This window comes from Streptomyces sp. NPDC058864 (assembly GCF_042742985.1).
Lineage (GTDB): Bacteria > Actinomycetota > Actinomycetes > Streptomycetales > Streptomycetaceae > Actinacidiphila.
Genome location: NZ_JBHYMQ010000017.1, coordinates 1 through 13,687 on the forward strand (window position 1 = coordinate 1; position 13,687 = coordinate 13,687).

The following is a 13,687-nucleotide window of genomic DNA, read 5'->3' on the forward strand; positions in this document are numbered from 1 at the left end:
GGTCCTCGACCACGACCATCGCCTCGGAGGCCGCCCCGTCGCCCGCCGGGCCCTCACGCCGTTCCAGCAGTCCCTCACTCATGCCGGTCAGCATAGTGGGGGGTCCTCGCCTGCGAGGAAGGGCTTTCACGTCAGCGGAGCGATTCCCGGGGCGTGTGACACGTGTGACACCATGCTCGCGCGGAGCGGCTGGCGAAGGAGGCGCTCTTCAGCCTGCCCGCCTGTCCCCGGGTGTTCGACCGGCTTCCGCGACCGCTGACCCGTGGGACGGGTCATGCACCGGACGGTGCCAGGGAACGCAGGACGTCGAACTCGTTGCCCTCGGGGTCGGCCATGACGACCCAGTTCCGGCCGGGGCCCTGGCCCACGTCCACCTTCGTCGCGCCGAGGTCGAGCAGCCTGGCCACCTCGTCGCCGGTACTGCCGTCGATCGGGCTGACGTCGAGGTGGAGCCGGTTCTTCACGGTCTTGCCCTCGGGCACCTGGATGAACACCAGGGTCGGCGCCATCTGGCGGGCCCGGACCTCCTCGACGGTCGGCTCCCAGGAGCCGATCTCGACCTTGCCCTCGCTCCGGTCGATCACCTTGAAGTCCAGTACCGCGCACCAAAAGGCCGCGAGGCGCTCCGGATCGTGGCAGTCGACGGTCAACTCGGTGAACCTACTGGTCATTTCTCCCCCATGCAGTGCGGATGGGCGCTCAGCCTAGAGGACCGTCGCGACGGCTCACACGGCCGTCGGCGCCTTGAAGAAGAAGGTCGTCGGCCTGAGCACGCCCGCGGGGTCGGCGGCGTGGCCGGGGACGGTGCCGTAGGGGGTCCAGCCGGCGGAGCGGTAGAGGCGCTCGGCGGGACTGCCGGTCTCCGTGTCGAGCAGCAGCAGGGACACGCCCGCGGCCGCCGCGGCGTGTTCGGCGGTGGTGAGGAGGGCACGGCCGAGGCCGGCGCCGCGGGCGCGGCGGTGCACCATGAGCTTGAGCACCTCGGCGCGGTGCCGGCCGTTGGGCTTGGCCTCGCGGGCGAGGCTGACGGTGCCGGTGACGCCGGCGGCGTCGCGGGCGGCCCAGACGACGAGGTCGCCGGACGCGACCGCGCGGGCGCGGGTGCGCCACCACCCGGCCGCCTCGGCGTGGGTGAAGGGAGCCAGGAAGCCGAGGGAGGCGCCGCCCGCGACGGCGTCCACCAGGAGGGCGGCGAGGTCGTCGACGGCGTCCAGGAGGACTCCTGGCGACAGCGGGACGATGGTGTGCACGAGCGCGGGGGCGTCCTTCACCAGGTTCCTCCGGGGACGGCCGGCCTCCGGGCCGGGAAGCGATCGGACCCCTGCGGCGCAGGGCGGGAAACGGGATGCCTCCGCCCGTGGCGAAACCCGTTGCCCGACCGGCCGGGTTCTGGCCCGGCTGGTGTCGGGGGAGCGAGATCGTGCGGGTCGCCGACCCGCTGGGCCTCCCGAGCCGGGGACCCTCCCGCCTCGGGACGGGGAGGCTTCACGGCAGTACGACCACCACGGCGTAGCGCGCGGGGTCCGGGCCGGGGCAGCGGAAGCGGGAGGCGTCCCACAGGCGGTAGCGGAGGCAGTCGCCGGGGGCGAGGCGGTGGGCGCGGTCCCGGACGGTGACCTCGAGCGCGCCCTCGCGCAGCCACACGTGGTGCTCGAGGCCGGCGACGGGCGGGCCTTCGTACGCGATGTCCGCACCCGGGCTGAGAATCCCCTCGACGATCTCGGCACGCAGTCCCGGGTGCGGGGGAGAGACGGAGCGCCGTTCGAAGCCCGACGGGGTGTCGGTCCAGACGCGCTGGTCGGCGGCGCGTACGAGCTGCGCGGGCTCGCCGCCGCTCTCGACCTCGGCCAGCAGCCGGGACATGGTGCGCTCGTACGCGGTGCACAGGCGTCCGAGCAGGGCGGCCGTGGGGCTGATCTCGGCGCGTTCGAGGCGGGAGAGCGTCGAGCGGCTGATGCCGGTGCGGTCGGCGAGCTGGTCCAGGGACCAGCCGCGTTCGTCGCGCAGCTCGGCGAGGCGCGCGGCCAGGCGGGCGTCGACGGACGCGGGATCAGGTTCTCTCACATACGGGACGGTATCCCAGATCCGGGACATCGTCGAGCGCGAGCCGGCCGTCCGTACCGGGACCCTGGAGCCGGGGCGCCGGCGGGCACGTGCCGCGGCGCCCCGAGAGTGCCCCCCGGACCCATTCCCGGGGCCGCCACGGGCCGTTCGCCCGCGCCGTGTACCGTCGCCGACGGGGTCGAGGCCGGAGGGATCGCCGAGGCCCGCAGGTTGTCCCCCGGGGACCACCGACCCGAACGTATGGAAGAGGTACGCACCGCATGACCACCGAACCGTTGCGCATCGGCGTCCTCGGCGCCGCCCGCATCGCCGGGGCAGCCATCGCCGCCCCGGCCCGCACGACCGGCCACCGGCTCGTCGCCGTGGCCGCCCGCGACCGCTCCCGGGCGGCGGACTTCGCGGCCGAGCACGGCGTCGAGCGCGTGCTGGACACGTACGCCGACGTCATCGCCGACCCCGAGGTCGAGGCCGTCTACAACCCGCTCGCCAACGGCCTCCACGGTCCCTGGAACCTGGCCGCCATCGCCGCGGGCAAGCACGTCCTCAGCGAGAAGCCCTCCGCCAGCAACCTCGAGGAGGCCATCGAGGTGCGCGACGCCGCCGCCAAGGCGGGCGTGGTCGTCATGGAGGCCTTCCACTACCTCTACCACCCGGTCACCCGGCGCCTGCACGAGCTGCTGGAGTCCGGCGAGCTCGGCGAACTGCGGCACGTGGAGACGGTGGTCAACATCCCCGCCCCCGCGGACGAGGACCCCCGCTGGTCGCTGCCGCTGGCCGGCGGCGCCGTGATGGACCTCGGCTGCTACTCCCTCCACGCGGCGCGTTCCCTGGCCCCGTGGGCCGGCGGTGCCCCGCGCCTGGTGGCCGCGCGCGGCGGCGAGCGCGCCGCCGCCCCCGGTGTCGACGAGTGGCTGGACGCGGACCTGGAGTACCCCGGCGGCGCCACCGCCTCGGCCCGCTGCCACATGGACGCCGAGGCCCTCGAGATGAGCTGGCGCATCGTCGGCAGCCGGGGCGAGGCCACCGCGCCCTGCTTCGTGCTGCCGCACACCGACGACCGGGTCGTCGTCCGCACGCCGGACGGCGAGCGGGTCGAGGAACTCGGCAAGCGGACCTCGTACACCTACCAGATGGAGGCGTTCGCGGCGACCCTGCGCGAGGGCGCCCCGCTGCCCACGGACGCCGACGACGCCGTGGAGTCGATGCGCATGATCGACGCCTGCTACCGCGCCGCGGGCTTCGAGCCGCGCCCGCGTTCCGCCGCCGTCACGCCACCAGCGGCCGGGCCGTCGGCGTGATCGGCGCCGGCAGGCACGTACTGCCGGTGAGCCACCGGTCGACCGCCGCCGCGGCCGACCGGCCCTCGGCGATCGCCCAGACGATCAGCGACTGACCGCGGCCCGCGTCGCCCGCGACGAACACCTTCTCCACCCCGGTGGCGAAGCAGGCGTCGCGGACGACGTGGCCGCGTCCGTCGAGTTCCAGGCCGAGCTGGGTCACCAGCCCGCAGTCGCGCTCGGCCCCCGAGAAGCCCAGCGCCAGCAGCACCAGCTGGGCGGGGATGACCCGCTCGGTGCCCTGCTGCGCGCGGCGGTGCCGCGGCTCGACACCGACCAGGTGCAGCGACCGTACGCGCCCCTCGTCGTCGCCCTCGAAGCGGAACGTCGACGCGGAGAACACCCGGATGTCGCCCTCCGGGCCGGGCAGCGGCACACCGCCGTGCTCCGCCGGGTCCCAGACGCCGCGCCGGGCCAGCTCACGGGCCTCCTCGTGGGCGGGGGAGACCCGGTAGACGCGCGGGTGCACCGGCCACGGCTCGTGCTCGGGACGGCACTCGCCCGGCAGCGGGTTGATGTCGAGCTGCACGACGGAGGCCGCGTGCTGCCGCAGCACGGTGCCCAGGCAGTCGGCGCCGGTGTCGCCGCCGCCGACGATCACGACGTCCTTGCCCTCGGCGCTGACCGGTGACCCGGTCAGGTCGCCCTCCTGCACCCGGTTCGCCAGCGGCAGGTACTCCATCGCCTGGTGGATGCCCGCCAGTTCCCGTCCGGGCACCGTGAGCTCGCGCCAGGCCGTGGCGCCCACCGCCAGGAGCACCGCGTCGTGCTCGGCGACGACCCGCCGCGCGTCGAGGTCCGCGCCCACCTCGACCTCGGTGCGGAAGAGCGTGCCCTCGTCCCGCATCTGCGCCAGGCGCCGGTCCAGATGGTGCTTCTCCATCTTGAACTCCGGTATGCCGTAGCGCAGCAGCCCGCCGAGCCGGTCCGCGCGCTCGTAGACGGTCACCGTGTGGCCGACGCGGGTGAGCTGCTGGGCGGCGGCGAGCCCGGCGGGTCCCGAGCCGACCACCGCGATCCTGAGGCCGGAGTGCCGCTCGGGGGGACGGGGGCGGGCGAGGCCGTCCTCCCACGCGCGGTCGGCGATGGCGACCTCGACGTTCTTGATCGTGACGGGGTCGGCGTTGATGGTCAGGACACAGGCGCTCTCGCAGGGCGCCGGGCACAACCGTCCGGTGAACTCGGGGAAGTTGTTGGTGGCGTGCAGCCGTTCGGCCGCGGCGGCCCAGTCCTCGCGGTACACCAGGTCGTTCCAGTCGGGGATCATGTTCCCCAGCGGGCAGGCGTCGTGGCAGAACGGGATCCCGCAGTCCATGCACCGGCCGGCCTGCGCGGAGATGATCGGCAGCAGGCTCTGACCGGTGTAGACCTCGTGCCAGTCCTCGACGCGTTCGCAGACGGGGCGGCGCGCGGGCGTGCGGCGGGGGGTGGTGAGAAAGCCCTTGGGATCGGCCATGGCCGCCTCCGGCGCCGCCGTCACGATCGTGGGGAGTCACGGTGACCGCGTCCCCCGGCACATGGCACCGTCAGGCCACCATACGTCGGGTTTGCCGGTATTTCGACGGCGCGGCCACCGTGATCTTCCGCCGTGGACTCAGGCCGCGGCGCGCAGCTCCGCCGAGCGCGGGTTGATCAGTACGACGTCGCAGGTCGCGTACCGCATCAGGGCCTGCCCGGCGCTCGCGTCCAGCAGCGCGGGCAGCCCGCCGTGCGCGGGCGCCCCGACGACGATGGCGCGGGCCCCGGTGCGCTCCGCGTGCTCGGCGACCAGACGGCCCACCTCCCCGTGCCCGGTGGCGTTCCGCAGTACGTGTCCGACGGCCGGGATGCCGAGGGCGGCGAGCCGGTCCAGGTGCTTGCGCACGGCGGTCCGGGCGGACTCCAGGTCCTCCGCGTCGGCGGCCGCGTCACCCACGACGGCGGACTCCTCGGCGTGGACGACGTGCACCGTACGGCCGTTGATCGTCGCGAGGCGGCCGGCGGCCTCGGCGACCCGCTCGGCGTTCGCGGAGCCGTCCACGGCGGCGACGATGGCACCGCGGCCCGCGTCGCCGGACACCACGGCGTCGTGCTCGACCGGCACCAGCGACGGGGCGGCGCCGGTACCGGAGGCGGGCTCCGATCCGGGCTCCGCCGTGGCGTCGACCTGCTCGGCCTGGACCTTCTCGGCCTCCTTGAGCAGCCCGTGGGCCGTGGAGAGGATCACGATGCCCAGCACCAGCGCCCCGGCGCCGATGTAGAACGGCACGTGGATCCCGAACGCCTCGACCAGCTTGCCGGCGGCGAACGGTGCCAGGCCGCCGCCGATGAAGCGGACGAAGCCGTACGCGGCGGAGGCGACGGCGCGGTCGACGGGCGCGACGGTCATCACCGCCTGCGTGGTGACCGTGTTGTTCACGCCGATGAAGACACCGGCGACGATCACGCAGACGATCAGCACGGTCCGGTTGTCCGTCCAGATCGCGATGGCCAGCACGGTGAGGGCGAACAGCGCGAGGTTGGCGTAGAGCGTCCGGGCGATGCCCAGCCGGGCCTGCAGCCGCGGCGCGCCGAAGACGGCGAACACCGCGACGAGTGCGCCCCAGCCGGTGAAGACCAGACCCAGCTGGATCGCGCCGAGCCCCATCGGGAAGGGCGCGTAGCCGAGCACCGTGAAGAACGCCCAGTTGTAGCAGAGGGCCGTCAGCGACATCGTCAGCAGGCCGCGGTGGCGCAGCGCGCGCAGCGGCTCGCTCAGCCCGGTCCTGCGGGCCGGCAGCGGGATCGGCTCCACGAGGACGACGGTGGCGACCAGGGCGATCGCCATCAGGACCGCGACCCCGTAGAACGGGCCGCGCCAGCTCACGTTGCCCAGCACCCCGCCGAGCAGCGGACCCACCGCGATGCCGACGCCCAGCGCCGTCTCGTAGAGGATGATCGCGCCCACGAAGCCGCCGCTCGCGGAGGCCACGATCACCGCCAGCGAGGTGGCGATGAACAGGGCGTTCCCGATGCCCCAGCCGGCGCGGAAGCCGACGATGCCGCCGATGCTCCCCGAGGTGCCGGCCAGGGCCGCGAACACCACGATCAGGGCGAGGCCCGCGATCAGCGTCCGCTTGGCGCCGATCCGGCTGGAGACCCAGTTGGTGATGAGCATGGCGACCGCGGTCACCACCAGGTAGCTGGTGAACAGCAGCGTCACCTGGCTGGGAGTGGCGTCCAGTTGCTCCGATATCGCGGGCAGGATCGGGTCCACGAGCCCGATCCCCATGAACGAGACCACACAGGCGAAGGCGACCGCGAACACGGCCTTGGGCTGTTTGAACGGATTCACGGAACGGGACGGTTGCGCATGCGCGGTCATGTGGCTGCTCCGACGTAGAACCGATGCCTGATCAATTGCTCCGCTGGGCGAGGCGCGACGAGGCCGGGGGCTGCCCCAGCCGGGTCAGTGCCTCCACGGCCGGCAGCGCGGCCACCAGGGCCGTCCGCTCGTCCGGGCTCAGCTGTTCCAGCAGCTCCCCGAGCCGCTCGGCACGCACGGCGCGGCGCCGTGCGATGGCCTCCCGGCCCGCGTCGGTGATGTCGACGAGCACCACGCGCCCGTCCGACGGGTCCGCCGCGCGACCGGCCAGACCCGCCTCCGTCAGCCGCGACACGACCTGGGTCATCGCCGGCTGCGTGACGCCCTCCAGGGCCGCCAGCTCGGTCAGCCGGAGCGGTCCGGACTGCTCCAGCGTGGACAGCGTCGCCACGGTGGTCAGCGACAGTTCGCTCGGCTGGCTGAGCCTGCGCAGCATGCGGTAGAGCCGCTCCAGGGCCCGCGCCACGTCGACGGCGTGGCCGTGGGCCGGGTCGTCATCGGGAAGATGCATAAGGAATTTATATCACCGGCTTATGTATTCGGGGAGGGGTCTCCCCAAGGCGGTGGGAGCACGGGACGCGAGAGGGCGCGCGGGCGGGCACGGGGCGGGCAGCGGGCGCGGGCGGGTGCAGGCCGGTGCGGGCGGGCACGGGGCGGACACACCGAAGGGCCGGGTCCGCCCGTGACGGCGTGCCCGGCCCTCGTGCCCCCACCCGGGGCGGGGTGGGGAGGCTCAGAGTCCGTAACGCTCGCGGGCCTCCTGGACGGTCTCCCGCTTCACCTCACCGCGCCCGGCGAGCGCGGCCAGCGCGGCGACGACCACCGACCGGGGGTCGACGCCGAAGTGGCGGCGGGCCGCCTCACGCGTGTCCGACAGGCCGAAGCCGTCGGTGCCGATCGAGTGCCACTCCTGCGGCACCCACTGGCTGATCTGGTCCGGCACCGCGCGCATCCAGTCGCTCACCGCCAGCACCGGGCCCGGAGCGCCCTCCAGCACACGTGTGACGTGAGGGAGCGGCGCGTCCTCGCCGCGCAGCCGCGCCGCGTCGTACTCCAGGCCACCGCGCCGCAGCTCGCTCCACGAGGTCGCCGACCACACGTCCGCCGCCACGCCCCACTCCGCGGCCAGCAGCTGCTGCGCCTCCAGGGCCCAGTGGATCGCCGTGCCGGAGGCCATCAGCTGCAGCCGCGGCGCGTCGCCGGACAGCGCCCCGGTGTCGGCGGCGCGGAAGCGGTACAGGCCCTTGACGATGCCTTCCTCGACGCCCGGCTCCGCCGGCATGACCGGCTGGATCTTGGGCTCGTTGTAGACCGTCAGGTAGTAGAAGACGTCCTCCGCGTCGGGGCCGTACATGCGGCGCAGGCCCTCGCGGACGATGACGCCGATCTCGTAGGCGAAGGCCGGGTCGTACGAGACCGCCGCCGGGTTGGTGGACGCGATCAGGTGCGAGTGCCCGTCGGCGTGCTGCAGGCCCTCGCCCGTCATCGTCGTACGGCCCGCGGTCGCCCCGACCAGGAAGCCGCGGCCGAGCTGGTCGGCGAGGGCCCACATCTGGTCGGCGGTCCGCTGCCAGCCGAACATCGAGTAGAAGATGTAGAACGGGATCATCGGCTCGCCGTGCGTGGCGTACGAGGTCGCCGCGGCGGTGAAGGAGGCCATCGAACCGGCCTCGGTGATGCCCTCGTTGAGGATCTGCCCGTTCTCCGCCTCCTTGTAGTACAGGAGCATGTCGCGGTCGACCGGGTCGTAGGTCTGGCCGAGCGGCGAGTAGATGCCGGCGCTCGGGAAGAGCGACTCCATCCCGAAGGTGCGCGCCTCGTCGGGGACGATCGGCACCCAGCGGCGACCGCTCTCCTTCTCCCGCATCAGGTCCTTCAGCAGCCGGACCAGGGCCATCGTGGTCGCGATCTCCTGGCCGCCGGAGCCCTTCGCCAGTGCCTCGAAGGGCTTGGCGGACGGCTCGGGCAGCGCCACGGCGTGCACCCGCCGGGCCGGGGCGGGGCCGCCGAGCTCGGCGCGGCGCTCCTGCAGGTAGCGGACCTCGGGGGAGTCCGCGCCCGGGTGCGCGTACGGCACCAGGTCGCCGGAGAGCGCGCTGTCCGGGATGGGCAGCTCGAGCACGTCCCGCATGGTGCGGAACTCGGGGACCGTGAGCTTCTTCATCTGGTGGTTCGCGTTGCGCGACTCGAAACCGCGGCCCAGCGTCCAGCCCTTGACCGTCTGGGCGAGGACCACGGTCGGCGCGCCCTTGTGCGTGGTGGCCGCGCGGTAGGCGGCGTACACCTTGCGGGGCTCGTGGCCTCCGCGGGAGGTGTGGAAGCACTCGGTGATCTTGGCGTCGGTCAGCAGCTTCGCCATCTCGGCCAGCGCCGGGTCGGCGCCGAAGAAGTGCTCCCGGATGTAGGCGGCGTCGCGGGTGGCGTACGTCTGGAACTGGCCGTCGGGGACCTCGCGCAGCCGCCGGACGAGCGCGCCGGTGGTGTCCAGGGCGAACAGCTCGTCCCAGGCCGAGCCCCACAGCGACTTGACGACGTTCCAGCCCGCGGCGCGGAACTTCGCCTCCAGCTCCTGGACGATCTTGAAGTTGGCACGCACCGGGCCGTCGAGACGCTGCAGGTTGCAGTTGATCACGAAGGTCAGGTTGTCCAGTCCCTCGCGGCCGGCGAGGCCGAGGGCGGCGGTCGACTCCGGCTCGTCCATCTCGCCGTCGCCGAGGAAGGCCCACACGTGCGAGCCGGAGACGTCCTTGATGCCGCGGTGCGTCAGGTAGCGGTTGAAGCGCGCCTGCTGGATCGCGGCGAGCGGGCCGAGGCCCATCGACACGGTGGGGAACTCCCACAGCCAGGGCAGCCGGCGCGGGTGCGGGTAGGACGGCAGGCCGTCGCCGCCCGCCTCCTGGCGGAAGTTGTCCAGCTGCTGCTCGGTCAGCCGGCCGTCGAGGAAGGCGCGGGCGTAGATGCCGGGGGAGGCGTGGCCCTGGACGTACAGCTGGTCGCCGGAGCCGTCGCCCTCCTTGCCGCGGAAGAAGTGGTTGAAGCCCGTCTCGTACAGCCAGGCCGCCGAGGCGAAGGTGGCGATGTGGCCGCCCAGGCCCAGGCGGCTGCCGCGGGTCACCATGGCGGCGGCGTTCCAGCGGTTCCATCCGGCGATGCGCCGCTCCATCTCCGCGTCACCGGGGAGCTCGGGCTCCGCGGCGGTCGGGATGGTGTTGATGTGCTCGGTCTCCAGCAGCGAAGGCACCGAGAGGCCGGACGCCTGCGCGTGGTCGAAGGTGCGGCGCATCAGGTAGGCCGCGCGCTCCGGGCCGGCGGCACGGGCGACCGCGTCGAGGGAGGCGGCCCATTCGCCGGTTTCCTCGGGGTCGGGGTCCGGCAGGTGATCGAGTGCGCTCAGCGTGGCGTCGGTCATGGTGAACGCCTTCCAGATGGTTCCGTGCGGGCAGGGTGTCCCCGTCTCTCACAGAATAAATCTGATCGATGATCGATCAAATACCATGTGACGAGGGTCACACCTTGGGGGACTCCGGTCCTCGGCGGTCCTCGCGGCGGGGTCAGCCGCCCTGCGGGGCACAGCCCAGCACATGCTCCTTGACCAGCTCGCCGACCCGCGGGTCGTCCCTGCGGAAGGCCTCCACCACCGCCTGGTGCTCCTCGGCGTACAGCCGCTGCCGGGTGCCCAGCCAGCGGATCGACAGCGCCGTCCACACCTCGATGCCCAGCGACTCCCAGGTGTGCAGCAGCACGCTGTTGCCCGAGGCCCGCACCAGCTCGCGGTGGAACGCCACGGTGTGCCGCACCTGCGCCCCGGCGTCGCCCTCCGCGTCCGCCTCCTGCAGCAGCGCGACCTCGGCCTCCAGCGCGGACAGGTCCTGCCGCAGGCGGGGCGCGGCCAGCTCCGCGGCGATCTGCTCCAGGCCGGCCCGCACCGGGTAGATCTCCTCCAGGTCCGCGGCGGTCAGCCGGCGCACCCGCACGCCCTTGTTCGGGGCGGACTCGATGAGCCGCATGACCTCCAGCTCCCGCAGTGCCTCCCGCACGGGCGTCTGGCTGACCTCCAGCTCGGTGGCGATGCCCCGCTCGACGATCCGCTCCCCGGGCTTCCACCGCCCGCTGACGATGCCGTCCACGATGAACTCGCGGATCTGCTCGCGCAGAGAGCGGACGACGGGCGGCGCCATGGGGACTCCTCCGGAAAAGGGCAGCTGACTAGACGATACGGCGGCGACGCCCTCCGGCGGTCCCGGACGGTGGCACCGGGTGCCGCGCACCGCCCGCTCCCGGCGGGCCAGGACCTGTCCGGCGGTCATGAGCCGAATCGAGGTGGCCCACTTGTTCGAGCGGCTGGGATGGTGACTCCATGAACGATCAAGATGCGACGCCGATCCCGCCCGGTCGTGCCGAAGTGGCTGCTCAATGGCGTGCGCTGGCCGCGCGGGAAGCGACCCGTGAGGCCGTTCATGCGTGGGCGACTCCATGGGTGGAGGGCGAGGGGGCAGACGCGGATTTCGAGGACCCTCTGGTCGGAATGGCTCTGCAGTACCTGCACGGTTTCGACCTCTGCCGGAATCCAGGCCGTCCCGGCGTCGTCTGGCATGGCTCATCCGGTGAGGGCGAGTGGTGCCACTCGCCCGATGACATCACCGATGGATTCGCCCGGTGGCAGGCGAGATGCGCCCTGTACGACGCGGATCCGCGGGGCTGGTCCCGATGACCGGGCAGGCAGCTCCGCCGCGCACTGCCCGCTCCCGGTCAGCCGAGATCGTAGGTGACCGTCACCGGCGCGTGGTCGGACCAGCGCTCGGGGTGGGTGTCCGCACGCTCGACCCGGGTCTGCGCCGCCCGGGCCGCCAGGCCCCGGGTGGCGACGTGCAGGTCGATGCGCCAGCCGCTGTCGTTGTCGAAGGCGCGGCCGCGGTAGGACCACCACGTGTACGGGCCCTCGCCCTCCGGGGTGAGGTGGCGCACGACGTCGGTGTACCCGGCCTCGTCGTAGACACGGGAGAGCCACGCCCGCTCCTCGGGGAGGAAACCGGCGTTCTTCTGGTTGGCACGCCAGTTCCTCAGGTCGCGCTCGGTGTGCGCGATGTTCCAGTCGCCGCAGATCAGCACCTCGCGTCCGTCGGCCGCGGCCTTCTCCCGGAGCTTGACCATGTGCTCGAGGAACGCCGCCATGAAGCGCTCCTTCTCCTCCTGCCGCTCCGTGCCCACCTCGCCCGAGGGGAGGTAGAGGCTGGCGACCGTGACGCCCGGCAGTTCGATCTCCGCGTAGCGGCCGGAGCCGTCGAACTCCTCGGAGCCGAACCCGATCCGGCTCGCGGACGGCTCCCGCCGCGAGTAGAGGGACACCCCGGCCCGGCCCTTGGCGGCCGCCGGCGCGTGGAGCACGTGCCAGCCCTCGGGGGCGCGCACCTCCTCGGGCAGCTGCGCGGCCTCGGCGCGGACCTCCTGCAGGCACACCACGTCGGCCGTGGTCGCCTCCAGCCAGGGGAGGAAGCCCTTCTTGGCCGCGGCACGCAGCCCGTTCACGTTCACGGTGGTCACGGTGAGCATGACGGGGACGATACCGGCCCGCCGGAGGGTGCCCGTACCGGGGCGTAGGCCGCACACCCGTACGATGTGCGGGTGGAGATCCGGAAGACGCGCTACGACCACCCCGACGCCGTGCTGCTGACCGAGCAGGTGCAGCAGGAGTACGTGCGGCGGTACGGCGGCCCCGACGAGACCGCGATGGACGCCGACCACTTCGACGGCCCGCAGGGCGAGTTCATGGTCGGCTACCTCGACGGTGTCCCCGTGGCGACCGGCGGCTGGCGCGGCCAGGACACCTCCCCGGAGGGCTTCGAGGACGGCGACGCCGAGGTCAAGCGGATGTACGTGGTGCCACAGGCCCGGGGCCGCGGGTTCGCGCGCCGGATGCTCGCCGCGCTGGAGGCCGGCGCCGCCGCGGCGGGCCGCACCCGGATGGTGCTGGAGACGGGGCAGATGCAGCCGGAGGCGATCGCCCTCTACGCCTCCTGCGGCTACACGGCGGTGCCCAAGTTCGGCCACTACAAGGACAGTCCGCTCAGCGTGTGCCTCGGCAAATCCCTGCCGGCACCGGCCGTGGAGGCCATTCCCGCGTAGCCTTGGTCCATGATCGAGGACAGCGCGGCCGCCCGGCTCGCGGCGGGCAAGTACCTACTGGTCACCACCTACCGGCGGGACGGCCGCACCGTCGCCACCCCGGTCTGGGTGGTCCGTGACGGCGAGGCGCTGGGCGCCTGGACCGCGGCGGACTCCGGCAAGGTGAAGCGGATCCGCAACCGCGCCGACGTGCTGGTCGGCCCGTGCGACGTACGCGGCAACCCCACGGGGGAGCAGGTGCCCGCGCGCGCCGAGATCCTCGGGGCGGAGGAGACGAAGCGCTACCGCTCCCTGGTCGCCCGCAAGTACGGGCTGTTCGGCCGGCTGACCCTGTTCGGCAGCCGGCTGCGCCGCGGCCGCGAGGGCACGGTCGGCGTGCGGATCACCCTCACGTGAGCGGCGGTGGGCCGCGTCGGGCCTCCTGCACGGTGAGCGTCTGCCGCGACTGCTGCTGCGGTACGGAGAAGGTCCCCGGCGTCGACCACGACGCCCAACTCGACCGGCTCCGGCGGGAACTCGCCGGTGTCTGCCGGGTGCGTGTCACCGAGTGCCTCGACGTGTGCGAGCAGGCGAACGTCGTGGTCGTCCAGCCCTCGCCGGAGGGACGTGCGGCCGGGGGCCGCCCGGTCTGGCTGGGCCTGGTCAACGACCCCGGCGCCGTCGACGACATCGTCGCGTGGGTGCGCGCCGGGGGACCGGGCCGTGCCGCGCCGCCCGCCGTACTGGACCTCTACGCCATGCAGCCGCCCGGCGGCCGCGCCGTGGGCGCGGCGGACACGGCTCCCTGAGGCCGGGCACGGCAGGGGCCGTACGGGCTTCG

General features: G+C 73.4%; 14 protein-coding genes. 5 read left to right on the forward strand and 9 right to left on the reverse strand.

Features of this window, described 5'->3' with window-relative positions; translation table 11 throughout:
- Nucleotides 1-272: 272 nt before the first annotated feature.
- The 3 genes from ACFW3D_RS15650 to ACFW3D_RS15660 all read right to left on the reverse strand — a co-directional run bounded on the left by ACFW3D_RS15650 (nt 273) and on the right by ACFW3D_RS15660 (nt 2,064).
- The gene (locus ACFW3D_RS15650) at nt 273-671 is read right to left on the reverse strand and encodes a VOC family protein (protein WP_500504680.1); all 399 of its coding nucleotides are present in this window, start codon (nt 669-671) and stop codon (nt 273-275) included.
- 54 nt (nt 672-725) lie between these two features.
- Nucleotides 726-1,250: a GNAT family N-acetyltransferase gene (locus tag ACFW3D_RS15655; protein ID WP_500504828.1), complete on the reverse strand. Its 525-nt coding sequence runs from the start codon at nt 1,248-1,250 to the stop codon at nt 726-728.
- A gap of 235 nt (nt 1,251-1,485) precedes the next feature.
- The gene (locus tag ACFW3D_RS15660) at nt 1,486-2,064 is read right to left on the reverse strand and encodes a helix-turn-helix domain-containing protein (protein WP_500504681.1); all 579 of its coding nucleotides are present in this window, start codon (nt 2,062-2,064) and stop codon (nt 1,486-1,488) included.
- Between the two features lie 260 nt (nt 2,065-2,324).
- Here ACFW3D_RS15660 and ACFW3D_RS15665 point away from each other — a divergent pair, with 260 nt between their 5' ends.
- Nucleotides 2,325-3,362 (forward strand): Gfo/Idh/MocA family protein, encoded by a 1,038-nt coding sequence (locus tag ACFW3D_RS15665; RefSeq protein WP_500504682.1) that lies wholly within the window; start codon nt 2,325-2,327, stop codon nt 3,360-3,362.
- On the opposite strand, the gene ACFW3D_RS15670 is transcribed toward ACFW3D_RS15665, so the two are convergent.
- The 5 genes from ACFW3D_RS15670 to ACFW3D_RS15690 all read right to left on the reverse strand — a co-directional run bounded on the left by ACFW3D_RS15670 (nt 3,331) and on the right by ACFW3D_RS15690 (nt 10,922).
- Entirely contained in the window at nt 3,331-4,857 is a 1,527-nt protein-coding gene (locus ACFW3D_RS15670; protein ID WP_500504683.1) for a glutamate synthase subunit beta, read from the reverse strand. The two genes, ACFW3D_RS15665 and ACFW3D_RS15670, sit on opposite strands and share 32 nt — an antisense overlap.
- Before the next feature lie 138 nt (nt 4,858-4,995).
- Nucleotides 4,996-6,744: an MFS transporter gene (locus ACFW3D_RS15675; protein WP_500504684.1), complete on the reverse strand. Its 1,749-nt coding sequence runs from the start codon at nt 6,742-6,744 to the stop codon at nt 4,996-4,998.
- Nucleotides 6,745-6,775: 31 nt separating this feature from the next.
- The gene (locus ACFW3D_RS15680) at nt 6,776-7,255 is read right to left on the reverse strand and encodes a MarR family winged helix-turn-helix transcriptional regulator (RefSeq protein WP_500504685.1); all 480 of its coding nucleotides are present in this window, start codon (nt 7,253-7,255) and stop codon (nt 6,776-6,778) included.
- Nucleotides 7,256-7,477: 222 nt separating this feature from the next.
- A complete protein-coding gene (gene aceE, locus ACFW3D_RS15685; RefSeq protein WP_500504686.1) occupies nt 7,478-10,153 on the reverse strand; it encodes a pyruvate dehydrogenase (acetyl-transferring), homodimeric type in 2,676 nt (891 codons plus the stop codon).
- 142 nt (nt 10,154-10,295) lie between these two features.
- Entirely contained in the window at nt 10,296-10,922 is a 627-nt protein-coding gene (locus ACFW3D_RS15690; protein WP_500504687.1) for a GntR family transcriptional regulator, read from the reverse strand.
- A gap of 179 nt (nt 10,923-11,101) precedes the next feature.
- On the opposite strand from ACFW3D_RS15690, the gene ACFW3D_RS15695 reads away from it, so the two are divergent.
- Nucleotides 11,102-11,455, forward strand: a complete 354-nt coding sequence (locus tag ACFW3D_RS15695) for a hypothetical protein (protein ID WP_500504688.1) — start codon at nt 11,102-11,104, stop codon at nt 11,453-11,455.
- A 38-nt stretch (nt 11,456-11,493) separates the two neighbouring features.
- Here ACFW3D_RS15695 and ACFW3D_RS15700 read toward each other — a convergent pair whose 3' ends face one another.
- The gene (locus tag ACFW3D_RS15700) at nt 11,494-12,294 is read right to left on the reverse strand and encodes an exodeoxyribonuclease III (protein WP_500504689.1); all 801 of its coding nucleotides are present in this window, start codon (nt 12,292-12,294) and stop codon (nt 11,494-11,496) included.
- A 72-nt stretch (nt 12,295-12,366) separates the two neighbouring features.
- Between ACFW3D_RS15700 and ACFW3D_RS15705 the strand changes: the two genes are divergently transcribed.
- From ACFW3D_RS15705 to ACFW3D_RS15715, 3 genes are read left to right on the forward strand one after another with little or no spacing between them, the layout of a single operon-like run.
- Entirely contained in the window at nt 12,367-12,867 is a 501-nt protein-coding gene (locus ACFW3D_RS15705; RefSeq protein WP_500504690.1) for a GNAT family N-acetyltransferase, read from the forward strand.
- Between the two features lie 9 nt (nt 12,868-12,876).
- Entirely contained in the window at nt 12,877-13,263 is a 387-nt protein-coding gene (locus tag ACFW3D_RS15710) for a PPOX class F420-dependent oxidoreductase (protein WP_500504691.1), read from the forward strand.
- The gene (locus ACFW3D_RS15715) at nt 13,260-13,655 is read left to right on the forward strand and encodes a (2Fe-2S) ferredoxin domain-containing protein (protein WP_500504692.1); all 396 of its coding nucleotides are present in this window, start codon (nt 13,260-13,262) and stop codon (nt 13,653-13,655) included. The genes ACFW3D_RS15710 and ACFW3D_RS15715 overlap by 4 nt, the downstream gene beginning before the upstream one ends.
- The last annotated feature ends 32 nt before the right edge of the window (nt 13,656-13,687 follow it).